Origin of the sequence: Kaistella treverensis, assembly GCF_900114045.1 — a bacterium.
Taxonomy (GTDB): Bacteria; Bacteroidota; Bacteroidia; order Flavobacteriales; family Weeksellaceae; genus Kaistella; species Kaistella treverensis.
Window position 1 is genome coordinate 88,688 of record NZ_FORQ01000001.1, and the last position, 23,426, is coordinate 112,113.

The following is a 23,426-nucleotide window of genomic DNA, read 5'->3' on the forward strand; positions in this document are numbered from 1 at the left end:
GTTGTAAATATTAACCTTAAATTATTTGACTTATGAAAAAAATCTTTACTTTTTTAAGTGTGGTTGCTATCACAGCAACTGCGTTTTCTCAAGAGCTTCTGTCAAATCCTGGTTTTGAAACAGGTCTGTCACCGTGGGCCGCAGGTCCCACAAGTTCCTACACAGCACCGGCAATTATCACGACAGATGCTCACAGCGGAGCTCAATCTGCAGGTTACGCAACGGTAAGTGCTACCACCGGCTTTTACCAAAATGTGGCGGTAACCGCAGGTGAAACATACGTAATTTCTTTCTGGTATAAAGGAACCGGAAATGGTACGGATTCAAGAGCAAGACTTTGGAGTGTTTATAAAGATACAAATGGTGGTACAGTTTATACCACAAGTAAAGCTGAAGAGGATGCTTTCAGAAGTAACAACGGATATTTACCGGAAGCAACAACGTGGACAAAATATACCGCTGAGATGATTGCAGGTCCTAATGCCACCAACTTGGATGTGGCATTTCGTGTCTATGCAGGAGCTACAAATTTTATGGTCGACGATTTTTCGGTGATGAACAAAAAAGATTTAGCGGTTTCTGATATTTCTGCTTTTGACAAGCAAATTAAAATGAACACCGATCTTGGCAATGCACTCACCGTGTTTCTTCCATCAAAAGCAACCGTAAATATTTACACTGCTGAGGGAAGATTGGTAAGCTCAACACGTGTTAACAGTGGTGATGCAATCAATACTTCATCATTGAAAAAAGGGATGTATATTGTAACGGTAGATAACGGAACTGCGAAAGTGAGCAGAAAAGCTGTTAAAAACTAAATTCTTTAGCTCAAACTAAAGCGGTTCTCCGGGAGCCGCTTTTTTTGTTTAAAACCAGCCGCGACGCAGATAACTCGTGATTGCTGAAATATTCAGGCTGAGTGTAAAACGGATTCTTTTGCCGTAATCTTTAAAAGCCGGTTCAAAACCAAGCGAACTTTGGATTGGGAAATAAACCTCAAGAAAATCCGGGATAACCTTCAATTTTATTCCTGAATCCCAAATGAATTTCGCGCTTTCAAACTTGTTTTTATAAACGCCCGCGTCCGCATAAACATTAAACCAGCGCCACACGTGTGTATCGGAATTTACCGTTGTAATCCACTGGTTTGCTGTTGTGCCAATATAAGATTTAAATCCGCCTTCCGCGATGATGAGTTGCTGCGCCAAAACACCGGTTGTAGCACTTTGCCCGAGCAAACCGTAAGAAAACGCGTAGTTTGAAACACGCGAAATTCCGTAATCAAAAAGGCTGTTTTTGGTATTGTTCGACAGAAAAACTCCACCGAAAAAGCGCAGACTTATCTTTTTGTCTTTTGCATATTCGTACCGGTAGGAAACTTCGGTGGTGATTTTCTGAAAATCTTCCATCCACTGCACACCGGTGCTGAAATACTTTTCGTTAATAAGACTACGGTCCGAAAAAGCGTATCCAACGTTCCATAAATTATATTTAGAATATTCGGTGTCATTCGATTTATTCGGATCTAAATCTTTTTCGAGATACGTGTAAGAAAACGCGGCATCTCTTCGGATTTCCGCTCGCGGATCTCTCGCAAAATTCAGGTTCGCAAAGGCCGCTAATTTCCGGTAAGTTAAATCATAGTCATAATGAAAATGCGAGGCGTACACTCCCAAATCTAAACTTCGGTAAAACGCTTCTGCAGGCTGAAACGAGTAACCAACGCTGCTGGAACCCGCCAACTGACCCGTGCCCGAGCTGAAATATGGTGTAAAGGAATACGCAAATTTTCGGGGAAATAACGAGGTATTTTTTACATTTATACCAAACAGAACTTTGTCGTACGCGTTAAAGTTCAATCGCGGAGTAATATATATTTCATTGAATTCCGGATTCGGAATGTCTTTCAGCAGTTTTAATTTAATTTTCTTGGTATTTGCGAAAACGCCTTTGGTGTAAAGATAATTGTCGCGAAAGTTTTTTTCGGGAAAAATATAATCGTCGTTAATAATGATTTTTTCAGCATTAGACTGCGGAATATTGTACTGAACGGTTTTCCTTGTATCGTCAGTATCAAACCAAAAAGTCTTGCTGGTGCCCGATTTTTCTTCGGTTTCTATTTTAAACGGAATGGTCATTACCGTGTTTTTCGAAATTTTAACCTGAAAATCTTCACCAATTTTACGGTACCTTTTTAAGCGGAAATTTACACGGTTTTTATGTTTGATGAATTCATCCAGAAAGTCCGCAGAATAACCCGAAGCTAAAGTAAGTTTATCCAGAAAAACCTGCTTGTCCACGTGTTTTCCTCTGTTTTCTGCCAAATAGTTCTGTAAAAACTGAGCAAAGTGTTCGTGACCCATTTTTTCCGCCAGAAAAGAAAATAGACTTCCGGTTTCGAAATGGCTGATGGCTGTCGCATTGAAGTTGCTCAGGTTCGCAAATTCTTCACCAATTTTCTGATCCAGATTTTGCGTCACCATATATTGGTACGCAAGTCCGTATCTTTCAGTAAGTTTCAGTTCGGATGCGTGGAAAAATTTTAACGGCTTAATGCCCAGAATTTTTGCATTTTCCGGCAAGTCGCCAAGTAGTTTTCTGTCCTTGTAATATTGTTGTAAATACTGGATTTCAAGGTAAGTTTTCAAACCGTTGCTCAGCCAGTGATCATCATTTTTTTCAAATTTTGCTGCATTCAGCATTACGGCTTTTGAAATGACGCTGAAATAGGCGAGGTCGGTCTTTTCGTAATCGGTGAACAGCTGAAAATTAAATTTCCAAAAATTAATGTCATCTATACCGACAAAATTTTCATCCTGGCGGAATTTTTCGCTGATGAAAAGTTTATCCGGCAAAAAACCGATTTTATTTTTAATGAATTTAAGGTGCAAAGGCAGGAAAAATTCCAGCGCCTTTTTTTCATTTTCCGGCAAGGTATAGCCGAGTTGAACGGTAATATTTTGCCCGTCGACTTCCGTCATCAGCAAATCGGTTGGGCTTTTGGTCAGAAAAAACTCCGGGTCCACGGGCAGATTTCCGCTAAAAGTTGTGGCGTCTTCCTGCGTTAAATTGCTTTTTACGTTCACCTCCGCGGGCAAATTAAAATGCACTTTCCAGTAATTTCCGGGACTTTGGTTTTCTTCGATGCCGCGGTAATATTTCGGCGTTTGGTTTTCATCTTCGAAACCGTCGGGAACTAAGAAAAAATATTTGAAATGCGTGTCGTCGTACAGTGTGCCATAACCTGTAAACTGGGAATTTGGAAGGTTGATTTTATAATTTAAATTCAGTTTTTTGCTTTCGCCGGGCTGTAAAGTTTGGTCTAAAGCAATAAAAATATTTTCCTGTCGCGAATTATGTTCCAGCGAATTTCCGTCGATATTAATTTTGAGGTTTTCAACCGAAGCCAGTTCAGATTTTTGGGCAAAATAAAGGTCATTTTTTCGGTCTTCCATCGTGCGTTTCAGCAGCGGCGTGTCGCGGTTTTTATAAGCGGCGCTCCAGTTCAGGAGTTTTATTTTATCCTGCGGAACATCAGTGGTATTATAATACACCAAAGTTTGCTCCACGTACATTTCTTTTTGATCTGCGGAAACTGTGGCAGCAATAGAAATGCTGTCCTGCTGCGCGAAGACTTCAGTAAAAAAAATCAGGAAAAAAGAAGCAAAGAAATATCTTTTCATTTTCAAAAGTGCGTCAAATATAACGATGTTTTTTTTAAAGTGACCGTGCTTTTGATTTCAAAAATTTGCCTCAAAATGAGTGTTTTTTTTCGTTTTGAAAAAGACTTTACTTCAAAAATAAAAAAGCGAAATTCTAAACGCAATTTCGGCGCCTAAATGTATTTTATTTCTAAAATTTCGAAAATATTTTCTCTGTCTGCTAATTTCAGGGTGGCTTTTTCACCGACTTTCTTAAGCATCAAAGCTTTAGCTAAAGGTGTGGTAAAAGAAATTTTACCTTTGGAAACATTGGCTTCATCAACACCAACGATCTGAAAAGTCTGTTTTGAATTGTTTGCGGAATTTTTAAAAGTGACCACCGCGCCAAAATGCACCTCGTCCTGCGGTAATTTTTTAGGATCGATGATTTTCGCTGATGCGATTCTTTCGTTCAGCAGCTGTAGTTTTGCGTTGATATGGTTGAAGGCAATGCGGTATTCTTTCTCCTGCGACGCGTCTAATTTTTCCTGCTCGGCGAGCAGATTTTCCTTTTCTGCTAAAAGCTCCTTCATTCCGTTTTCGGTGACGAAATTTTCGGTTCCGGCAGGCAAATCCGCTCTGGGCGGAACTAAAGGAACTTCTTCCTGATCATCTTCTTTTACAAAACCTCGGCTCATGGTAATTATTTTCCGCGAAATGAATGCAACTTCCTTTCCAAAAAAAACGGCTAAATAACGCCGAAAAAATAAGCGCCTGAAATTTTTCAGGCGCTTATGTTCTATTAATTTTATTTACAATCAATCGCAATTTCCATCGGTGTCACAACTTTCACCTTCGTGAATGATTTTCAAACCGTTGTCGCCTTCGGCGAATTCCTGCCACGATTTTTCTAAAACCTCAGCAAAAACCGGTGTTGGCTGCGCGCCGGAAACACCGTATTTGTCATTAATAACGAAAAACGGCACGCCGCTGATTCCCATTTGGCGCGCCTGCATCATGTCCTGCGCCACCGCGTGGCCAAATTCATCTGAAGAAAGTGCGGCTTTAATTTCATCTTCCGTAAAAGACAAAGATTTACCGATTTCAATTAAAGTAGCGTCGTCATCAATGTTTTTTCCTTCTACCAATTGTGCTTTAAAAAGCGCTTCTTCAGCTTCGTTTGCTAAACCTTTGCTTTCTGCAAGTTTCACCAATAGGTGCGCGCGGTAAGAATTCGCAACTTTCTGATCATCGAAATTGAACTGTATTCCAGCATCTTTTCCGGCATTGGAAACGTGAGCATGCATTTCTTTCGCGCGGGCTTTGGAAACACCTTTGGCTTCAGAAAAATAATCAAGCGAACTTTTTTCAGGCTGTGTTTTCAGGTTCGGATCGAGTTGAAAACTGTGCCAAGTAACTTCAATATTTTTTTTGTTCGGAAAATTTTCCAAAGCGTTTTCGAAATTCTTTTTACCAACGTAACAAAAAGGACATCTAATGTCACTCCAAATATCTACTTTCATAACTTTTGTATTTAACTACACAAAGATAAGAATATGAAAAGCAACGTAATTTGACCTAAGGTAAGAACGCTTTTAATTAAATCCCGAAAGTTGCAGCACGAAATACCAGAAAGCTAAGGTCACAAACGAAAGCGGAATACCGATTCCAAGCATGAGATTACACAGTTTTGGTTCCAGACGGTGCGCTGCCGCGATAATTGCTGCGGTAACCATCGGGCCCATTGCAGATTCCAGAAATGAAATTTCGATGATGTCGCCGCGCTGTTTTAGAATTAAAAAATATAAAATGAAAATAAACGCCGGAAAAAGTAGAAGTTTAAATAAAAGCCCGAAAAAAAGCGGTTTTGCTTCGTTATTAAATTTCTGCCATTGCAGCTGACTTCCAACTGAAACCAACGCCAGCGGAACAGTAGTCGCGCCCAATTTTGCAAAAACTTCATCAATTTCACCCGGAATTTCTACATTGAAAATATTTAAAGCAACAGCAACTGAAAAAGCAATAAATGGTGGAAATTTCAGAATTTTCTGTATGATTTCGAAAGCTGAACTTTTTCCGCCGGAATACACATTTGCTATTGTAATACCGAGCGTTGAAAGCGCAACAAACGAACCCGGCTGATCCACCAACATCACGGTTTTTATTCCGCTTTCGCCGTAAAGCGCCTGAATAACAGGAATTCCCACAAAAGAAGTGTTGCTGAAACCCGCGCATAAAATTAAAGCACCGATTAAGGATTTAGACCAACCGAGTTTTTTACCGAGAATGCTGAAAAACAATAGCGCCAGCAAAATGTTCAACCACGGCACCAAAACCGGAAAAATTACCTGATAATTGAGCACAATTTTCGGGATATAATAAAGCGACAGGGCGGAGAGCGAAATGTTTACAACAAAAGAATTTAGCGCGACATGACCGTTTTCCGGGAAAATTTTAAACTTCCGAAGAAAAATTCCGAGCAAAAGACACAGAAAAAGTAAAATTAAATTAGCCAAGTTGTAAACTTTTTAAGCTGTTTTTTAAAATGAAGAAAGGCTGAACTTTTTTAAATTTTCAGCCTTAATTGGGTGTTTTTTTTAGATTTTACAGCGACTCCCGGTAGGCTTTCCAGCCGGCGATTTTATAATGTAAAGCCGCCATTTCCGCATCATCAGCTTTGTAAACGCCGCGTCCCACGATGATAAAATCGGTTTTCAGATTGCGGAATGCGTGTTCCGGCGTGTTGTACTGCTGACCTTTGCCATCGCCGCTGGTGTTGATGTTAATTCCCGGCGTGAAAAGCAAAAGTTCATTCGGGATTTGTCGTTGCGAAACACCGCCAAAAACATTCGGGTGCGCAACGGCAATTTTCGTGGCTTCGTCCTGATAATTTCGGTCAGTAAGAGTTCCTTTCGAGGACATTCCTAAAATCGCAACCACACCAACATTTCGGAAACAGTCTAGCGAATCGTAACCTGCGATTACCTGTGCCGTAACCAAGTCTGCCCAGTTCGAGATTTTAAAAGTTCCGTAGGCAAACTGCAGTTCCTGCGTATTTCCGATGTCCGCAAACTTACGGTCTTCCATCAAAAGGAAATTGTGTTTTGTCGCGATGTCTTTCAGTTTTAATATTGTTTCATCAGCATCAAAATCCAGGATAATGTCAATGTGCGTTTTCAAAGCAACGATATGCGGACCTACTTTTTCCGCAAGTTCCAGCAATTCCTGCGTCGTGGTAACATCTGCAGAAACAATAAGATTTGATTTTTTTTCGAGTGAAATCTGCAATATTTTTTGCGCCACCGAATGTTCACAAATCTCTAATTTCTGCTCATAAGAAAGCCTTTTTTCTTCCTCGAATTTTACTTTATTTCCGGTCAGGAAATCATTAATACGTAAAACTTCGTCTTCATCAATATGACCTTCTGCGCGCAACATTTTGCATACTTCAGAAATGGTGAAAAGCGTGTGCACGCGGTAACCTTTGCTCTCTAAAAGTTCTTTACCGCCCTGCTGACGGTCCAGCACAACAATGATATCAGAAACGGTAATTCCTTCGTTTTCAATTTCTGGAATCGTTTCCAGCAAAGAAGCCCCGGATGTGATGACATCTTCCACCAACAAACAGTTTTGACCTTTAGTAAAAATTCCTTCAATCAATTTTTTGGTACCGTGCTGTTTGGCTTCCTTTCTTTTGATAATCAACGGAATATAGCTTTCCAAAGACATTGCTGTCGCCATGGGTAAAGCTGCGTATGGAACACCACAAATCACATCGAAATTATCCAGCGGAAGCATATCCAAAAGATAATTGGCAAGTGATTTCAGGATTTTAGGATCCGAAGCAAGCGGACGCAAATCCACATAAAAAGGACTTTCAATACCAGATTTCAGGGTAAATTTCCCAAATTTAATGATGCCGAGCTTGTAACACTCCAGAAAAAATTCTTTCTTAGTTTCCATGTATTTTAGTTGTTGCACAAAGTTAATATTTTAAAAGAAAAACCAACAGAGATTTCCGTGCCACGCCGCTTTCAGCATTTATAAATTTTCTATCTTTGGAAAACTTCAAAAAAAGCCGCTTTTAACGGCGGATTTTTCTGGAAGAAAATTGATGTCGATTACAACCTTCAAACAAAAATATCCCGCTATGAAAGCAAAATTTTCTCTTTTTTTATTTCTGATTTCTTTTTTCGTCTTCGCGCAGGTGGAGGAAAAAAAGCTTGATGAACTTATTCAAAATACCTTAAAAACCTTTGATGTTCCGGGGATTTCTGTAGGTGTGGTGAAAGATGGAAAAGTTATTTACTCCAAAGGTTTTGGTGTGAGATCTTTAACCTCAAAACAGAAAATGACTGATGAAACTTTGGTCGGAATTGCTTCTAACAGTAAAGGTTTTACCGCGACGGCGCTCGCCTTGTTAGCGGATGAAGGAAAACTGAATTTCGATGATAAAGTGACCAAATACATTCCTGAATTTCAGATGTACGATCCATACGTTACGCAAAACGTAACCATTAAAGATTTAATCACGCACCGCGCCGGCTTAGGTTTAGGTCAGGGCGATTTGATGTTTTTCCCGGAAGGCGGCAATTTAAGCGTCAACGATATTATTCACAACGTGAGATATCTGAAGCCGGAAAATCCGTTCCGTACGACTTTGGATTATAACAATATCATGTTTATCGTTGCGGGAGAAGTTATTCACCGCGTAAGCGGACTTTCCTGGGCGGAATTTATTGAGCAGAGAATTTTGAAACCTGTCGGTATGACCTCAAGTTTCGGAAGTTACAACCGCGCAAAAGCAGCGAATGTTTCCAACATTATCGAAGCACACGCGCCGGTTGACGGAAAAGCTGTTGCAGTGCCGCACGACTGGAATGAAACTGCAAATGCAGCAGGCGGAATCATCAGCAATGTGAAAGATATGACGACCTGGGCAGAATTTTTAATGAATGGCTTCACCACAAAAGATGGTAAAAAACTGGTTTCGGATAAGCAAATTCAGCAATTATGGAATTTACAGATTTCTACGCCTGTGGCGCTGAAAAACCCGTACGACAGCAACTTCGGCGGTTACGGTTTAGGTTGGTTCTTAACCGATGTTAAAGGTCATAAGCAGGTGTATCACACCGGCGGTTTGATTGGTACGGTGACACAATTTACCTTAATTCCGGATATGAAACTGGGAATTGTGGTTCTCACCAATCAGCAGAGTGGTGCGGCTTTCAGCACAATTACCAATACCATCAAAGATTCGTATTTAGGAATGCCGGAAAAAGACTGGCTGAAAACTTATGGCGACAGAATGGCGAAAGTAAATGCCGATTATGCTAAAGATAAAAAAGAGATTTTTGCGAAATCTGAAAGCTTTAAAAGAGATAAAAACTGCCAGATTAAAAATAATCAGATTACCGGAACTTACAACGATCTGTGGTTTGGCGACGTTACCATTTCCCAATACGGAAAAAACCTGCGTTTTGCAAGCAAAAATTCTCCGCGCTTAAAAGGTGAACTTTTGCCGTATTCACCGAACGTGATGATTGTAAAATGGGACGACAGAAGTTACGATGCTGATGCTTTTGTAAATTTCGATTTGGATGAAAACGGAAAAGCAACCGGAATGAAATTAAAACCAATTTCTGACGTAACTGATTTCAGTTTTGATTTTGAAGATTTGGACTTGGTAAAGAAAAACTAAAAAATATACCAAAAAGCAGCCAAAAAAACCTCATCAATCTGATGAGGTTTTTTATTTAAATTTTCGAAGGTTCGTAGAAGAAAATGGGCTTCTTTTCAGCGCTGTGGAAATCCGACCAGGAATCGCCGTCGATCTCGAAACCTGCAACACCACACGTGGGAAACATAAAAACGTCGTGGGCCATGCTGTTCGCAAAATTGGAAATACCGTTGTTGTGCGAAAACATCGCGACCGAATCTAATTCATCGGGCAAATCTGTAATAAGTGATTCAAAATTTGTTTCGGAGGCGTTGTAGAGTTTCTGCATGGTTTCCACCTCCAGCTGATATTCTTTATTGAAAATTTCACAGGTTTTAAAGGCGCGGAGCGCTGGACTTGAGTAAAATTTATCGATTTCTATATTATTTTCTTTCAGGAATTTTGCCATTTTAGCGGCATTTTTTTCACCTTTTTCCGACAAAGGCCGGTCAAAATCATCGGTGTTTTCCGGCCAGTCGCTTTTAGCATGACGAACAAGTATTAATTTTTTCATTCCTTAATGTTTTTTAAAACAATAAAATTAATTAAAAATTGAAAACAAATCAGCCATTTTTTTTTAAATTAAAAAGTGAAACATTTAATTAAACAAAATGCTAAAACATTAAAATTCGGCGTTTTAAGCCGGTATTTTTTAAATTTTGTGAACACAGTCAAATATTTGTAAATTTGCAGCTGATGTCACAAATTTTAGCCATTGATTACGGGAAAGCGCGCTGTGGTTTAGCTGCAACAGACGATATGCAAATTATTGCAAGCGGCCTGCAAACCGTTCCCACGAAAGAAATATTTTCTTTTTTGAAAAATTATTTTTCCCTGAATCGGGTAGAGCAAATTGTGGTGGGACTTCCGACGGATCTGAAAGGAAATCTAAATGAAGTTGAAAAGGAAATTTTAAAATTCATCGAAAAGTTTAGAAACGAATTTCCCACCATTGAAGTTTCGAGGTTTGATGAGCGTTTTACTTCAAAAATGGCGTCTTTTGCAATTTCACAAAGTGGAAAAACAAAGAAAAAAAGAGAGGAAAAAGGGTTGATTGACAAAGTAAGCGCGACCATAATATTGCAGAATTTTTTAGAACAGAAACAGAGATGATTTTACCGATAAGAGCCTTTGGCGATGCCGTTTTACGAAAAATGTGTCACGATATTTCGCCCGATTATCCGGAACTGAATACGCTGATCGACAATATGTTTGAAACCATGCAAAGCGCCAGCGGCATTGGTTTGGCGGCGCCTCAGGTAGGTTTGGATATCCGGCTTTTTGTTGTGGACGTTTCGCCTTTGGCAGAAGATGAAGATTATGCCGATATTGCCGAGGAATTAAAGGATTTCCGCAAAGTTTTCATCAATGCAAAAATTTTGGAAGAAACCGGTGAAGAATGGAAATTCAATGAAGGTTGTCTTTCAATTCCCGACGTTCGCGAAGATGTAAAACGGAAAGAAACCATAAAAATCGAATATTTCGACGAAAATTTCGTTAAACATACCGACACTTTTTCAGACATGCGCGCGCGAGTTATTCAGCATGAATACGACCACATAGACGGAATTTTATTTACCGATCACTTAAGCGCACTGAAGAAAAAATTAGTGAAAGGAAAACTGGTGAAAATTTCGCAGGGCGACGTGGCGGTGAATTATAAAATGCGTTTTCCTAAGTAAATATTCAGCAAAAAAACAGAATTTAAAAATCAAAAAAATAAACATATGCAGTTAGAAAAAATAATTTCAATTTCCGGAAAACCAGGACTTTATAAGCTTATTTCTCAGTTGAAAAGCGGCTTTATCGTAGAAGACGTAATTACCAAGAAAAAAGCCAGTATTTCTAATTCTTCACAGGTAAGCTTGTTGGACAATATCGCGATGTTTACTTTCGATAATGAAGTTCCGTTGTTCGATGTTTTCGAAAATTTGGCTAAAAATGAAGATTATAAAGAAACCATTTCTCACAAATCTTCGGAAGCGGAATTGAAGGAGTTAATGTCTAAATCTTTGCCGAATTACGATACCGAAAGAGTGTATGTTTCTGATATGAAAAAGCTGGCACAGTGGTATAATATCCTGCATAAAGCTGGTTACATTACGCCTGAAAGTTTCGTAAAAGCGGAAACTGCAGAAGAAACTCCTGCTGAAAATGAGGTAAAAACCGAAAAAACAGAAGCTAAAAAAGCGGCACCAAAAAAGGAAAAAACTACGACACCGAAAGTGAAAGCTGCAACGACATCAGCGAAATCAGCGCCGAAAAGTACACACCGAAAAATGGGATAAACTTCTGTTTTAAATGAAATTTACCTTGTCAAAACCTGACAAGGTTTTTTATTTAATTTGGCAAGATTAAATTTGTAATCCATACTTCATCTTCCATACCTAAAACTCAAAAAAATGAATTCCAGAGAAGAAAAACTAGAAGCTTTCGGCAGATTGTTGGATATTATGGACGATTTGCGCGAAAAATGTCCGTGGGATCAAAAGCAGACATTGCAAAGTTTACGGCATTTGACTTTAGAAGAAGTTTATGAACTTTCCGACGCTTTGCTGACCGAAGATTTACCGGAAATCAAAAAAGAATTAGGCGACGTTTTGCTGCATTTGGTTTTTTACGCGAAAATCGGATCTGAAAAAAATAGTTTTGATATTGCTGATGTCATTAATTCATTAAACGAAAAACTCATTTTTCGTCATCCGCATATTTATGGCGACGTACAGGTTCAGAATGAAGATGAAGTAAAGCAAAATTGGGAAAAACTAAAGCTTAAAGAAGGTAATAAATCCGTGCTTTCCGGGGTGACGAAAGGTACGCCGAGCTTAATTAAAGCGTACAGAATTCAGGATAAGGTGAAAGGAATTGGTTTTGAATTTGCGAATGCTGAAGACGCCTGGAAAAAAGTCGAGGAAGAATTAGCTGAATTTCACGCCGAAACGGAATTTGACAAAAAAGAGCAGGAATTAGGCGATATTTTTTTCTCGCTTGTAAATTACGCGCGAATTTTAGGACTTAATCCGGATTCTGCATTGGAGCGCACCAATAATAAATTCATCAATCGGTTTCAGAAAATGGAAAATATAGCTTTAGACAAAAAGCAAAATTTAGCCGATTTACCGCTGAATAAAATGGACGAACTTTGGGAAGAAGCCAAGAAAAACGAATAAACCTTCGGCAATACCAAAGGTTTATTGATTAATAGCATTTCCACCTTTTGCTATGTCGCTATTTTAGTTAAAATACTCGTGGTATTCGTCCATTGATTCTTTCAGTTCTTTTACAGTTTCATTGGCTTCGTCGCGGTTCGGCGCATTTTGCAGCTTCTTTAAATCCTGAATATGATCCGTTAACCAAACATGCAGAACGTCGTGCGATTTTCCTGTCATGGTGCAGCTTTTAACCAAATTGTCGTTTGCGGCAATTATATTGGTGGCAAGCATTTTATAATCACCATTTTCAGGTTTGTACTGTACCAGCGCGTCTTCCATTTCAGCGACGTACGGTTTCATTTCTTCGTTTACCGCCCATTTTTTTCCGTTGTCAAGCGTCAGTTCTGCTGAAGCGTCGTGATCATCAGATTTTTCCTCCGTTGCAGCGGAATGTTCGTCGTGTGAAGTTTGCTCTGTGTTCGACACCGCATTTTCATCGGTTACTGTTTCTGCTTTTTTCTCGCAGGAAATCACGATGGACAGCGCAAAAAGTGCTGATAAAATTGCTTTTTTCATTTTATTAAAATTTTATGAGTTGTAAAAATTAGAAGCGCCGTAACTGCAATTCGGAAAGTCATGGCACCGACGGTTTTGGTTTCGTAAACTCCGCCATTATTGATGTGGAGAAAGAGAAATATAAAAGCGATTACGAGAATGATTAAGGCAGAAATTAACGGGTCTTTTGCCCATTTTTTTGTTTTTAAAATCCCAATAGCTGCCACAAAGTAGAGCACGCCGCAGACAAAATTTGCCCAGACGATAATTGGTACAAAATTTCCTTTTTTTTCGCGGATTCCAAACCAGTCGAAAAGCACGGAACTGCTCATGAACAGCGTAACACCGCCGAAAACAATTAAGAAAATTAAAAGTAAAGTGCGTTTCATGATGGTCTTTTAAAGTTAGTCATATTAAATGTATTTTTCAAGTTTATTCACATCAATTTGTTTTTCGGTAACGGATTACAGCCCAGGAAATTACCATGATTCCAAGTCCGGAAATAAAACCAAAATGCGACAGCAAATCTTTAAAACCGCTGTTCTTCAGCATGATCAAACGCACACCTTCCACGCCGTAAGTGACCGGATTAGCATAAGCGATGAATTTTGCCCAGTTTTCCATGCTTTCAATCGGGGTGAAAAGTCCGCTCATCAACACGAAAATCATCATGAAAAAAAATATCATAAACATCGCCTGCTGCTGTGTTTCGCTGTAAACTGAAACCAATAAACCGCCACCGAGAATCGTGATGAGATAAACCGAAATAAAGCCGTAAAGCAGCAAATAACTGCCTTGCGTTTTAATTTTGTAGAAGAAAATTGTCACCAAAAGTCCGAGCGTGAAAGCAAACATTGCTAAAATCCAGAACGGAATGAGTTTTCCTAAAATGAAATCTCGTTTTTTTATCGGTGAAACATTAATCTGTTCGATGGTGCCGGTTTCTTTTTCCTGAACAATGTTTAAAGCCGAAAAAATATTTGTGCAAAAAATTCGACCTTTTATAGGCAAATTTTTCCGATTTGCTAATTGTTCAGCATCATCTTAATCCACACCGGAACGAACGTTTTTCTTTCTTCTACAAATTGGTGAAATTCAGCATCGTTCATAATATCGAAAGACTGCAAAATTGGTTTTCCGACAAACGGAAAAACGGTAAGGCTTAAAAAATTCAGCAGAAAGTGAAACGGATTTAAGTCCGGTCGTCTTTCTTTAATCTGTTTTAATAGGAAAGAATTATTCAACACTTTTTCAAATGGTAGAATAGATTTAACATCCGAAGTTTTTTTCTGAATTTCGCTTAAAACAAAAAGCGGCAGGTTCGGATTTTTGCTTAAAATTTCGAAATATTTTACACTTGCTAAATCTATTTTCTCTTCGAGTGTAGTTTTTTCGTTCGTCACAATTGGAATTATTTGCCCGAAAAGCAGGAAAATTTTTACTTTCATCACTTGTTCAAAAAGTTTTTCTTTGGTTCGAAAATAATAATTCAGCAGTGCCAGATTAATTCCGGCCTCATCGGCAATGTCGCGCGTGCGCGCACCCGAAAAACCTTTTTCTGTAAAAACTTTTGAAGCGGCGAGTAAAATTTTGTCTTCGGTTGAAACTTCTTCCTGAGTCATTTTTTAAATTCTCAAGTAAAATTACAACTAATTTTTTGATTTAAGCAAATGAATTAATCAAATGATTAATAAAATGATTAAAAAAAACGCAAATCCCAAGAAGTGCGTTTCAATACTTTAAAAATAACTTTTATAAGCCAAACTGTTTAGCAAATAAATCCGGGAAAACGCCCATCGCTACAAGCGCTACAACTACGAAAACCGCTACGATATTGTAAGTTAACGACACTTTTTCCGAAGTTTTAAAGCTGCTTTCTTTCGGGAAGAACATCGACATAATTAAACGAAGGTAATAAGCAATTGAAATTGCTGATCCTAAAACCGCGATTAAAACCAAAAACGGAGTTGTGTCGATTGCCTGTGCGAAGATTGCAAATTTTCCCATAAAACCTGCGGTTAATGGAATTCCGGCCATTGACAACAAAGAAACTGTCGCTGTAACCGCTAAAATCGGTTCGGTGTGTGCTAAACCTCGAAAAGCGTTGTATGAAGTTTCGCGTTTCAGTTTTTCAACCCAGATCAAACACATCATGACACCAACTGTTGCTAATGAATAAGCGAATAAGTAAAATGCAAGGTTGTAGCTCGATAAGCTGTTCATTCCGTAGAAAATGAGCGAAAGATAACCAACGTGCGAAACGGAAGAGTAGGCCAGCATTCTTTTTGCGTTGCTTTGCGCAAGACCCATCACGTTCGCAAGGAATAAAGTGATGATTATTAAAACGCCGATGACGTTGATCCATTCTCCGGTAATTCCTAAGAAACCGATGGTCATCAATTTAAAAAAGGCAAAAAAGGCCGATATTTTTACCACGGACATCATGAATGCGGTAATCAAAGAAGGCGAACCCTGGTAAACATCTGGACTCCACATGTGGAAAGGCGCCAGAGAAACCTTAAACGCCAAAGCGACTAACATTAAAACTGCTCCTAAAATGAACATCAAATCTTTCGGATTTTTAACTGCGAACGCGTGGATGGTGTACAAATCAAAACTTCCGGTACTTCCGTAAATTAAAGCAACGCCGAAAAGAAGGAATCCGGTTGCGAAAGCTCCCATCAGGAAGTATTTAATTGAAGCTTCGTTGGAACGTAAATCGGTTTTGTTGCTCCCAGCAAGGACATAAAGTGGAATGGAAAGAATTTCAATTCCCAGGAATAAAGTCACTAAATTCTGATAACCGAACAAAATAACACCGCCACAAAGCGAGAACAGCATTAAAGCATATAATTCTGACTGGTGACTGCGGTGATTGCTGAAGGCAAAACCGGCGATAAAAAACAGTAAAATGGTAATTACGATGGTAATTTTGGTGAATAAGGCGGCGTTTGCACCGAATTCATACATATTTTGGTACTGCGAAAAGAAAGCTAATTCCGGCAGGAAACTGACGTAAAAAGCAACCATCAGCCCCAGAATACTGATATAACGTGAAAATTTTCCCTGTTGAAAAACACCTGTAAAAAGCGCAACTAAGGCGGTAAGGAAAATAATGATTAAAACGCTCATTTAATTTAGATTTGAGATTTATAGATTTGAGAATCTGGATTTTCATCCGGTATCTCCATCTCTTAATTTCTTGATTAGTTATTTTTAATTTAGCATTGAAGAATAAATAAACTTCAATGAACTGCTCACCATTTCAATAATCGGCTGCGGGAAAATTCCCAACAGAATAACGAAAATTACCAAACTTGCCAAAACGGTAAACTCTACAGCATTTACATCGGTTGCAGTGCTTAAAACCGCTTCGTCACCAGGACCGAACATTGCTTTTCCGTAAAATCTGAAAAGATAAACTGCAGAAAAAATCATCGTTAAGCCGGCAATAACTGCGGCAATAATGCTGTACTCGAAAATGGATTTAATTAAAATGAATTCGCCCACAAAACCGTTTGTTAGCGGAAGCGCGATGGAGCCCAATAAAATAATTAGGAAAAAAACAGCAAATTTAGGGGCAACTTTTGCCAAACCACCCATCTGGCGGATGTCGCGTGTTTTAAATCTTTTGTAAAGAATATCAGCACAATAAAATAAGCCGACCACGTTAATACCGTGCGCAAAAGACTGAACCAGAGCACCTTCACCACCTGTAGTTACCACAGTTCCGTTCATCGTAAGAATTGCTGAAGCCATAATTCCGGCCGTAATTAAACCAACGTGTGAAAGTGAAGAGTACGCGATAATTCGTTTTGAATCATTTTGAATAATCGCGATCAAAGCACCGTGGACAACTCCGATAATTGCCAAAACCAAAACTATTTTTCCGGAAAGTCCGAAAATAGGTTCCGGAGTTATCGGCAGCAAATATCTCAAAATTCCGTAGACCGCCATTTTCAGCATAATTCCGGAAAGTAGCATGGAACCCTGTGTTGGTGAATAGGTGTATGTATCGGCCTGCCAGGTGTGGAAAGGGAAGATTGGTAATTTCACCGCAAAAGCAAAGAAAATAAACCAGAATATTACGGTCTGCGCACCGGAAGTTAAATCTGCATTATACAAATCTGTAAGCGCAAATGATGCGGAATGCGTATATATGTAAATAAGCCCGATTAACATGAATAGGGAGCCGACGAAGGTAAAGACAAAAAACCGCGTTGTAAACTGGATTTTTTTGTTTTCCTGACCCCAAATTCCGGCGATTAACCAAATTGGAATTAAAGTGATTTCCCAGAAAATATAGAAAAGTAAGCCATCTAAAGAGGTAAAAAGTCCTAGTAAACCGAATTGCATCAATAAAATCAAGCCGTAGAATGAATTTCTATAGCCAGGTTTTTCATTAAATGAAGACAGAATAATAATTGGCGTTAAAATATTGGTTAAAAGCACCATCAGCATGCTCATTCCATCAATGCCGAAATGCAGGTTGCTTTTGATATAGTTGGACCATGGATAATTTATTTCATACTGTAAGACGCCGTCGACTGTCGGTTTAAAATCGAAATCTGACAGCATATAAAAAGTAAGAAACATTTGCGCAAATGCAATTCCTAAAGCTAAAAATTTACTTGCGGGATTTTTCCACGCGAACACCAATGCTGAACCTACAAGAGGTAATAGTAGTAATGTTAATAATAGGTACGACATTTACTATTGTAATATAAAGTTAACGATTAAAATAATTCCCACGGCCAGAGACATGATGAGCACGTAGTTTTCTACGTTTCCGTTCTGAAGACGCTTAGCTGCGCGGCCGGAATCTTCAGCTCCGATACCGATATAATCCACAAATCTTTTCAGCACGCCTTTATCGAACATATTGCCGCCGACGCCAAGACCTTCAATGAATTTTACGAAAGTCACATTGTTCAATTCATCAAGATACAATTTGCGGTTAGAAAGTCTTTCCCAACCATTATATTTTTCGTCCGGAAGCGCCATTTTTTTCTTGTTTACATAAATGTTTCTAACCAGAAACCAAACGACGAAAAACATCAGCACCGTTAAACCTAACAAAATCATTTCGGTCATGAACGGAACTTCGGCAAGTTCTACATCATAAACGTAAATTATTTTTAACCAATCTGCAAGTTTCGCATAATCACCATGGCCGATGAAGTGTGGCAAATTGATGAAACCACCAATCACCGTTAAAACTGCAAGTACGATAAGCGGTAAAGTCATATTTAAAGGACTTTCGTGCAGGTGATGTTCCTGTTCTTTAGTTCCGCGGAATTCACCATGGAAAGTAAGGTAATAAGCGCGGAACATATAAGTCGCCGTCATAGCAGCAATTGCGAATAAAACGCCCCAAATAATCGGGCTTCTTGCATAAGTATTGGTTAAGATTTCATCTTTGGAAATCATTCCCGAAAGGAACGGAAAACCTGAAATTGCTAAAGTTCCAATAAGAAAAGTGATATGCGTAATAGGAATTTTACGTCTTAAACCGCCCATAAATCTCATATCCTGTTCGCCGCTCATCGCGTGAATTACTGAACCTGAACCTAAGAACAGCAAAGCTTTAAAGAAAGCATGCGTCATCAGGTGGAACATTGCGGTGGTATAAGCTCCCACACCAACAGCAACGAACATAAATCCTAACTGAGAGACAGTTGAGTAAGCTAGAACTTTTTTAATATCATTTTGGCGCAAGCCAATAAATGCTGCAACTAATGCCGTAAGCAATCCGATGAAGAGAATTGCATCCATCGTGGTTGGCGCTAGAGAAAACAGAAAATTTGAGCGTACAACAAGGTAAATTCCTGCGGTAACCATTGTTGCAGCGTGGATTAGTGCGGAAACCGGCGTTGGACCGGCCATTGCGTCCGGAAGCCAGGTAAATAGAGGGATTTGCGCCGATTTTCCCATCGCACCGATAAATAAACTGGCGGTTATGAAGATGATTACGGCAGAATCCAGTTCAAATTTCCCGGAATTTTGCGCAACCGATAGATAATCAATTGCATTGGTTTGTGAAGCAATCATCAGGATTCCGATAATCATTCCTAAATCACCAATACGATTCATGATAAATGCTTTTCGTGCTGCTGCGCCGTATTCTTTGTTTTTGTACCAGAAACCAATCAATAAATAGGAGCATAAACCAACACCTTCCCAACCGATGAAAAGAATTAAATAATTGCTTCCCATTACCAAAAGTAACATCATAAAGATGAAAAGGTTGAGGTAAGAGAAGAATTTGTAAAATCCGTCGTCATCATGCATGTAGCCAATGGAGTAGAGGTGAATCAAAGAACCGATTCCTGTAATGATCATAACCATCATCAACGACAGCTGATCGATCTGGAAACCGAAATTTACCTGAACACCACTCACGCGGAACCATTCAAAAGCGCGCACGATAACCGGCTGCGAATCTGCATCAAACTTAAGAAATAAGCTTAAAGCGATAAGAAATGAACCGAAAACAACCGCGGTGGCAACACCACCAACTAAATTTTTTGGCAATTTTTTGCCGAAAAAACCGTTAAAAAGAAATCCTGCCAGAGGTAAAAGTATAATTGCGTAAACTAAATTTTCCATCTTCTATTATCCTCTTAATTTGTTAAAAATACTGATGTCTACAGATTTGGTATTTCGGTAAAGCATCGCGATAATCGCTAATCCAACCGCCACTTCCGCCGCCGCAACTACCATAATGAAAAATACCAGAATTTGGCCGTTTCCGTCACCTTTATACGAAGAAAAAGCCGCCAGCATCAGGTTTACTGAGTTCAGCATCAATTCCACACAACCTAAAATAATGATGGCATTTTTTCGGATCAAAACTCCTAAGACACCGAGGCAAAATAAGATGGAACTCAGAATAATAAAATATTCCAGTGGCACCGCCTGAATAAATGAATTTACTTCTCCCATAATTTATAAATCTTTTTTACCGATTAAAACAGCGCCTACAATACCGGCAAGAATGAGTATTGAAGCCAGTTCAAATGGTAAAACATATTCGTTGAACAATAATTTCCCAAGATTTTTGGTCAGACCTACAGAGCTGTCAGCACCTGTTCCGAAAGTTGTTTGGTTCAAACCTTTGAAAGCGCCTAAAATCCCAACCAATAAAATTCCGGCCGTAAAGACGCCAATAAATTTGGAAAGATTCTGCTTCTTACTTTCGTCTTCTTTGTTCAAATTCAACATCATTAAAATGTAGAGGAACAAAACCATAATTGCTCCGGCATAAACAATGATCTGAACAATCCCGAGGAATTGCGCATTAAGCAAAATGTAAAGTGCAGCTATGGAAAAAAAGGTGATAATAAGGGATAAAATTGAATAAAGCGGATTTTTGGCAAAAACAAAATAAAAGCCGCTCGTAATGGCCAACAGGGCAACAACGAAAAAGATAATCTGCTCCATATTACTTAACTGTTTTCTTTTGCAATTCGCTTTGGCGCGCGGTGATGTCAACTCTTTCGTTGATTTTTTCAACCAGTTTGTCTTTTCCGTAAACAAAGCTTCCGCGGTTGGTTTCAACATCTACCAAACGGTCTGTTAGATAAATGGCAGACTTAGGGCAAGCTTCTTCACACAAACCACAGAAAATACATCTCAACATATTGATTTCATATACTGAAGCATATTTTTCTTCACGGTAGAGGTGTTTCTCGTCGCGTGTACGTTCGGCACTGGTCATTGTAATAGCCTCTGCTGGGCAAACTACGGCACAAAGTCCGCAGGCAGTACATCTTTCACGACCTTCTTCATCACGTTTCAAAACGTGCAGTCCACGCCAGAATTTTGTTCTCGGTTTTTCCTGTTCCGGATAAGAGAATACTTTTCCTTTTGGCCCTGCCAATGCGTGGCGCATCGTAATTGCCATTCCCTTCAGGATTTCCGGGAGGTATAATTTTTCCATGAAAGTCATCTCTTTGTTCGAGACTACTTTCGATCTGTTTGTCAATTTCATATTGTAGGTTTTAACTCAACGAAAAGTTGGAAATAAAACTTCTTTTTAATTTGTAAAAAATACAATTACAGCAGCTGTAATAACTAAATTGGCTAATGCAAGCGGAATTAATGTTTTCCAGCCCAGGTGCATCAGTTGGTCATATCGGAATCTTGGAATCGTCCAGCGAATCCACATAAAGATCAGAATACCGATGATAACTTTGAATAACATCGCAAAAATACTCAAAACACCGGCAATATTTTCTCCCCAGTTTTCACCAACCCAGTTGATTCCGGGATAATTAAATCCACCAAAAAACAAGGTTACGATCAAGGCATTGGAAATGAACATATTTACATATTCACCAAACATATATTGGCCAAAGTTCATTGAAGAATATTCAGTCATATAACCGTTTACAAGTTCTGATTCACACTCTGGTAAATCGAAAGGATGACGGTTGGTTTCTGCCATTGCAGCGACGAAAAATATAATAAATGCCAAAGGTTGGTAAAAAATATTCCAGTTCATTCCGTCAGCTGGAATAAAACCCCAGATTTTTCCTGTTCCCTGTGTACCTGTGATTATATTTAAATCAAGACTTCCAGCCATTAAAATGATAGAAAGAAGTGAAAGCCCCATCGCGAGTTCATAAGAAATCATCTGCGAGGATGCACGAATTGCTCCAATTAACGAATATTTATTATTCGAAGCCCAGCCACCAATCATCATTCCGTAAACTCCAATGGAAACCATTCCGATCAAATACAAAACGCCTACGTCAATATTCGCAACCTGGATGTCAAAAGAATTTCCGCCGATATTAAAAGATTTTCCCCATGGAATCACCGCTCCGGTAATGAGGGAAATAAACATGGTAATCGCAGGACCAACGTAAAATAGAACACGGTCAGCGCCCTGTGGTACAAAACCTTCTTTGAAAAAAAGTTTTCCACCATCTGCTAAAGGCTGCAGAATTCCGAAAGGTCCGGCTCTGTTCGGCCCGATACGGTCCTGCAAAATTGCCGCAACTTTTCGCTCTCCCCATGTGGAATAGGCTGCTACGCCCAAGGACACGGCAAAAAGGCTGACAACCAGTATAATTTTAAATGTAAGTAAATCCATGCTTATTTTTCGTCTTTTTCACTGATTTCTTTGGCATCGGCGTTGTCCAAAAGATTAATCATGTTTTTAGGTTTTTGATAATGGTTCAGAGAGATTACCGAATGTCTGTCGATATGTCTTGGACCTTCAATATTCCATCTCTTCACATCTTTTTTGTGGAATCTGCATTCGTTACAGATCCAGTCCTGAACTTCATCATACTGATCTTTTCTTGCGGTAACGCGGATAATTTCTTCACCTTTCATCCAAAGAACAGCTTTTCCGGCGCATTTGTCACATTCACAAGATGCGTTCATTGGTTTTGTAAACCAAACTCTACTTGCAAAACGCGCAGTTCTGTCGGTTAAAGCTCCAACAGGGCAAACATCAATAACGTTTCCGATGAAATCGCTTTCTAAAGCTTTATTTAAATTGGTTGAAATCTCTGCATGTTCACCGCGGAATAAAATTCCGTGCTCACGGTTGTCGGTCAGCTGATTGGCTACCAAAACACAACGCGCGCACAAAATACAGCGGTTCATGTTAAGTTTGATGTACGGACCGATATCTTCCGGTTCGAAAGTTCTTCTTTCAAATTCGGTTCTTGTTGCCTCTACACCGTGTTCGTAACTTAAATCCTGCAAATGACATTCACCTGCCTGGTCGCAAATCGGGCAATCCAGCGGGTGGTTAATCAATAAAAATTCAGTCACCGCGTGGCGGGCTTCCTGAGTTTTTTCCGAGGTAATGTTTTTCACTTCCATACCGTCCATTACGGAAGTTCGGCAGCTTGCTACCAGTTTCGGCATGGGGCGCGAATCTGCTTCAGAACCTTTAGAAACTTCTACCAAACACGTTCTGCATCGTCCGCCACTGTTTTCCAGCGGTTTGTAATAACACATTGCAGGCGGTACAGATTTTCCACCGATTTGTCGTGCTGCTTCCAGAATCGAAGTACCCGGCAAAACCTCTGTGGTCTGGCCGTCGATGGTAATTTTAAATTTTTTTATTTCTTCGCTCATATAGGTCAGCTTTCAGCCTAAAGCTTTAAGCATTTGTCTTTTAATTAAACTTTTGGTTGTCTTACACCACGGTTAAATTTTAACCTTTTCCAAAACAGAATCTTTTAAATTCTGCCTGCTATTTCATTGTTTTTTTTGCTTTTAGTAAAACTGAAAAATTACCTGTTTTAACACCGAAAAAATTTAAGATATCATTAAAGTTTTCCTTTAATAAAAATTCCGGGCTAAAACGTGCTTTTTTTTTCTTTTTAGTTAAAA

Annotated in this window: 24 protein-coding genes; 6 read left to right on the forward strand and 18 right to left on the reverse strand. The window is 39.2% G+C overall.

From position 1 onward, the window contains the following. Window positions 1–32: 32 nt before the first annotated feature. Window positions 33–818 carry a T9SS type A sorting domain-containing protein gene (locus tag BMZ55_RS00460; protein WP_089817703.1) on the forward strand — a complete coding sequence of 262 codons (786 nt, stop codon included), beginning with the start codon at window positions 33–35 and terminating at the stop codon, window positions 816–818. A gap of 48 nt (window positions 819–866) precedes the next feature. Here the strand turns inward: BMZ55_RS00460 and BMZ55_RS00465 are convergent, their stop codons facing one another. The 5 genes from BMZ55_RS00465 to pyrF form a co-directional block, all read right to left on the reverse strand. Then, window positions 867–3,683 (reverse strand): aminopeptidase, encoded by a 2,817-nt coding sequence (locus tag BMZ55_RS00465; protein ID WP_089817704.1) that lies wholly within the window; start codon window positions 3,681–3,683, stop codon window positions 867–869. A gap of 152 nt (window positions 3,684–3,835) precedes the next feature. Continuing rightward, complete coding sequence (locus BMZ55_RS00470) at window positions 3,836–4,339, reverse strand: GreA/GreB family elongation factor (RefSeq protein WP_089817706.1); 504 nt, start codon at window positions 4,337–4,339, stop codon at window positions 3,836–3,838. 120 nt (window positions 4,340–4,459) lie between these two features. Next, a complete protein-coding gene (locus BMZ55_RS00475; RefSeq protein ID WP_089817708.1) occupies window positions 4,460–5,164 on the reverse strand; it encodes a DsbA family oxidoreductase in 705 nt (234 codons plus the stop codon). Between the two features lie 72 nt (window positions 5,165–5,236). After that, on the reverse strand, window positions 5,237–6,157 hold the full coding sequence (locus tag BMZ55_RS00480) for an AEC family transporter (protein ID WP_089817710.1): 921 nt from the start codon (window positions 6,155–6,157) through the stop codon (window positions 5,237–5,239). Window positions 6,158–6,245: 88 nt separating this feature from the next. After that, window positions 6,246–7,604: an orotidine-5'-phosphate decarboxylase gene (pyrF, locus tag BMZ55_RS00485; protein ID WP_089817712.1), complete on the reverse strand. Its 1,359-nt coding sequence runs from the start codon at window positions 7,602–7,604 to the stop codon at window positions 6,246–6,248. Window positions 7,605–7,791: 187 nt separating this feature from the next. Here pyrF and BMZ55_RS00490 point away from each other — a divergent pair, with 187 nt between their 5' ends. Next, entirely contained in the window at window positions 7,792–9,342 is a 1,551-nt protein-coding gene (locus BMZ55_RS00490; RefSeq protein WP_089819329.1) for a serine hydrolase, read from the forward strand. A 55-nt stretch (window positions 9,343–9,397) separates the two neighbouring features. On the opposite strand, the gene BMZ55_RS00495 is transcribed toward BMZ55_RS00490, so the two are convergent. Next, on the reverse strand, window positions 9,398–9,874 hold the full coding sequence (locus BMZ55_RS00495) for a SixA phosphatase family protein (protein WP_089817713.1): 477 nt from the start codon (window positions 9,872–9,874) through the stop codon (window positions 9,398–9,400). A 182-nt stretch (window positions 9,875–10,056) separates the two neighbouring features. On the opposite strand from BMZ55_RS00495, the gene ruvX reads away from it, so the two are divergent. From ruvX to mazG, 4 genes are all read left to right on the forward strand, one after another. Next, window positions 10,057–10,473 (forward strand): Holliday junction resolvase RuvX, encoded by a 417-nt coding sequence (gene ruvX, locus BMZ55_RS00500; RefSeq protein WP_039346050.1) that lies wholly within the window; start codon window positions 10,057–10,059, stop codon window positions 10,471–10,473. Next, on the forward strand, window positions 10,470–11,042 hold the full coding sequence (gene def, locus BMZ55_RS00505) for a peptide deformylase (RefSeq protein ID WP_089817716.1): 573 nt from the start codon (window positions 10,470–10,472) through the stop codon (window positions 11,040–11,042). Before ruvX ends, def begins: the two co-directional genes overlap by 4 nt. 45 nt (window positions 11,043–11,087) lie before the next feature. Beyond that, a complete protein-coding gene (locus tag BMZ55_RS00510; RefSeq protein WP_089817718.1) occupies window positions 11,088–11,648 on the forward strand; it encodes a DUF5606 family protein in 561 nt (186 codons plus the stop codon). Window positions 11,649–11,762: 114 nt separating this feature from the next. Continuing rightward, entirely contained in the window at window positions 11,763–12,530 is a 768-nt protein-coding gene (gene mazG, locus BMZ55_RS00515) for a nucleoside triphosphate pyrophosphohydrolase (RefSeq protein WP_089817720.1), read from the forward strand. 63 nt (window positions 12,531–12,593) lie between these two features. On the opposite strand, the gene BMZ55_RS00520 is transcribed toward mazG, so the two are convergent. The 12 genes from BMZ55_RS00520 to BMZ55_RS00575 all read right to left on the reverse strand — a co-directional run bounded on the left by BMZ55_RS00520 (window position 12,594) and on the right by BMZ55_RS00575 (window position 23,168). Then, on the reverse strand, window positions 12,594–13,088 hold the full coding sequence (locus BMZ55_RS00520) for a hypothetical protein (RefSeq protein ID WP_089817722.1): 495 nt from the start codon (window positions 13,086–13,088) through the stop codon (window positions 12,594–12,596). Continuing rightward, on the reverse strand, window positions 13,085–13,456 hold the full coding sequence (locus BMZ55_RS00525) for a hypothetical protein (protein WP_089817724.1): 372 nt from the start codon (window positions 13,454–13,456) through the stop codon (window positions 13,085–13,087). Before BMZ55_RS00525 ends, BMZ55_RS00520 begins: the two co-directional genes overlap by 4 nt. A gap of 52 nt (window positions 13,457–13,508) precedes the next feature. Continuing rightward, window positions 13,509–14,078: an ABC transporter permease gene (locus BMZ55_RS00530; protein WP_089817726.1), complete on the reverse strand. Its 570-nt coding sequence runs from the start codon at window positions 14,076–14,078 to the stop codon at window positions 13,509–13,511. 14 nt (window positions 14,079–14,092) lie between these two features. Further along, window positions 14,093–14,689 (reverse strand): TetR/AcrR family transcriptional regulator, encoded by a 597-nt coding sequence (locus BMZ55_RS00535; protein WP_089817727.1) that lies wholly within the window; start codon window positions 14,687–14,689, stop codon window positions 14,093–14,095. Between the two features lie 130 nt (window positions 14,690–14,819). Continuing rightward, window positions 14,820–16,199, reverse strand: coding sequence for an NADH-quinone oxidoreductase subunit N (locus tag BMZ55_RS00540; RefSeq protein ID WP_089817729.1), 1,380 nt, complete (start codon window positions 16,197–16,199; stop codon window positions 14,820–14,822). Window positions 16,200–16,283: 84 nt separating this feature from the next. Next, a complete protein-coding gene (locus tag BMZ55_RS00545; protein WP_089817731.1) occupies window positions 16,284–17,777 on the reverse strand; it encodes a complex I subunit 4 family protein in 1,494 nt (497 codons plus the stop codon). A 3-nt stretch (window positions 17,778–17,780) separates the two neighbouring features. Continuing rightward, window positions 17,781–19,676 (reverse strand): NADH-quinone oxidoreductase subunit L, encoded by a 1,896-nt coding sequence (gene nuoL, locus BMZ55_RS00550; protein WP_089817733.1) that lies wholly within the window; start codon window positions 19,674–19,676, stop codon window positions 17,781–17,783. Window positions 19,677–19,682: 6 nt separating this feature from the next. Then, window positions 19,683–20,012, reverse strand: coding sequence for an NADH-quinone oxidoreductase subunit NuoK (gene nuoK, locus BMZ55_RS00555; protein WP_039345415.1), 330 nt, complete (start codon window positions 20,010–20,012; stop codon window positions 19,683–19,685). A gap of 3 nt (window positions 20,013–20,015) precedes the next feature. After that, window positions 20,016–20,510 carry an NADH-quinone oxidoreductase subunit J family protein gene (locus tag BMZ55_RS00560; RefSeq protein ID WP_039345412.1) on the reverse strand — a complete coding sequence of 165 codons (495 nt, stop codon included), beginning with the start codon at window positions 20,508–20,510 and terminating at the stop codon, window positions 20,016–20,018. A 1-nt stretch (window position 20,511) separates the two neighbouring features. Next, window positions 20,512–21,060: a NuoI/complex I 23 kDa subunit family protein gene (locus tag BMZ55_RS00565; protein WP_039345409.1), complete on the reverse strand. Its 549-nt coding sequence runs from the start codon at window positions 21,058–21,060 to the stop codon at window positions 20,512–20,514. Window positions 21,061–21,105: 45 nt separating this feature from the next. Continuing rightward, window positions 21,106–22,167: an NADH-quinone oxidoreductase subunit NuoH gene (gene nuoH / locus BMZ55_RS00570; RefSeq protein ID WP_089817735.1), complete on the reverse strand. Its 1,062-nt coding sequence runs from the start codon at window positions 22,165–22,167 to the stop codon at window positions 21,106–21,108. A 2-nt stretch (window positions 22,168–22,169) separates the two neighbouring features. Then, on the reverse strand, window positions 22,170–23,168 hold the full coding sequence (locus BMZ55_RS00575; RefSeq protein WP_089817737.1) for an NADH-quinone oxidoreductase subunit G: 999 nt from the start codon (window positions 23,166–23,168) through the stop codon (window positions 22,170–22,172). Between the last annotated feature and the right edge of the window lie 258 nt (window positions 23,169–23,426).

What these genes read in the sequence shown, in the direction of transcription:
- BMZ55_RS00460 (WP_089817703.1), top strand. Translation starts at nt 33, where the DNA reads ATGAAAAAAATCTTTACTTTTTTAAGTGTGGTTGCTATCACAGCAACT.
- BMZ55_RS00465 (WP_089817704.1), bottom strand. Translation starts at nt 3,683, where the DNA reads ATGAAAAGATATTTCTTTGCTTCTTTTTTCCTGATTTTTTTTACTGAA.
- BMZ55_RS00470 (WP_089817706.1), bottom strand. Translation starts at nt 4,339, where the DNA reads ATGAGCCGAGGTTTTGTAAAAGAAGATGATCAGGAAGAAGTTCCTTTA.
- BMZ55_RS00475 (WP_089817708.1), bottom strand. Translation starts at nt 5,164, where the DNA reads ATGAAAGTAGATATTTGGAGTGACATTAGATGTCCTTTTTGTTACGTT.
- pyrF (WP_089817712.1), bottom strand. Translation starts at nt 7,604, where the DNA reads ATGGAAACTAAGAAAGAATTTTTTCTGGAGTGTTACAAGCTCGGCATC.
- BMZ55_RS00490 (WP_089819329.1), top strand. Translation starts at nt 7,792, where the DNA reads ATGAAAGCAAAATTTTCTCTTTTTTTATTTCTGATTTCTTTTTTCGTC.
- BMZ55_RS00495 (WP_089817713.1), bottom strand. Translation starts at nt 9,874, where the DNA reads ATGAAAAAATTAATACTTGTTCGTCATGCTAAAAGCGACTGGCCGGAA.
- ruvX (WP_039346050.1), top strand. Translation starts at nt 10,057, where the DNA reads ATGTCACAAATTTTAGCCATTGATTACGGGAAAGCGCGCTGTGGTTTA.
- def (WP_089817716.1), top strand. Translation starts at nt 10,470, where the DNA reads ATGATTTTACCGATAAGAGCCTTTGGCGATGCCGTTTTACGAAAAATG.
- BMZ55_RS00510 (WP_089817718.1), top strand. Translation starts at nt 11,088, where the DNA reads ATGCAGTTAGAAAAAATAATTTCAATTTCCGGAAAACCAGGACTTTAT.
- mazG (WP_089817720.1), top strand. Translation starts at nt 11,763, where the DNA reads ATGAATTCCAGAGAAGAAAAACTAGAAGCTTTCGGCAGATTGTTGGAT.
- BMZ55_RS00520 (WP_089817722.1), bottom strand. Translation starts at nt 13,088, where the DNA reads ATGAAAAAAGCAATTTTATCAGCACTTTTTGCGCTGTCCATCGTGATT.
- BMZ55_RS00525 (WP_089817724.1), bottom strand. Translation starts at nt 13,456, where the DNA reads ATGAAACGCACTTTACTTTTAATTTTCTTAATTGTTTTCGGCGGTGTT.
- BMZ55_RS00535 (WP_089817727.1), bottom strand. Translation starts at nt 14,689, where the DNA reads ATGACTCAGGAAGAAGTTTCAACCGAAGACAAAATTTTACTCGCCGCT.
- BMZ55_RS00540 (WP_089817729.1), bottom strand. Translation starts at nt 16,199, where the DNA reads ATGAGCGTTTTAATCATTATTTTCCTTACCGCCTTAGTTGCGCTTTTT.
- BMZ55_RS00545 (WP_089817731.1), bottom strand. Translation starts at nt 17,777, where the DNA reads ATGTCGTACCTATTATTAACATTACTACTATTACCTCTTGTAGGTTCA.
- nuoL (WP_089817733.1), bottom strand. Translation starts at nt 19,676, where the DNA reads ATGGAAAATTTAGTTTACGCAATTATACTTTTACCTCTGGCAGGATTT.
- nuoK (WP_039345415.1), bottom strand. Translation starts at nt 20,012, where the DNA reads ATGGGAGAAGTAAATTCATTTATTCAGGCGGTGCCACTGGAATATTTT.
- BMZ55_RS00560 (WP_039345412.1), bottom strand. Translation starts at nt 20,510, where the DNA reads ATGGAGCAGATTATCTTTTTCGTTGTTGCCCTGTTGGCCATTACGAGC.
- BMZ55_RS00565 (WP_039345409.1), bottom strand. Translation starts at nt 21,060, where the DNA reads ATGAAATTGACAAACAGATCGAAAGTAGTCTCGAACAAAGAGATGACT.
- nuoH (WP_089817735.1), bottom strand. Translation starts at nt 22,167, where the DNA reads ATGGATTTACTTACATTTAAAATTATACTGGTTGTCAGCCTTTTTGCC.
- BMZ55_RS00575 (WP_089817737.1), bottom strand. Translation starts at nt 23,168, where the DNA reads ATGAGCGAAGAAATAAAAAAATTTAAAATTACCATCGACGGCCAGACC.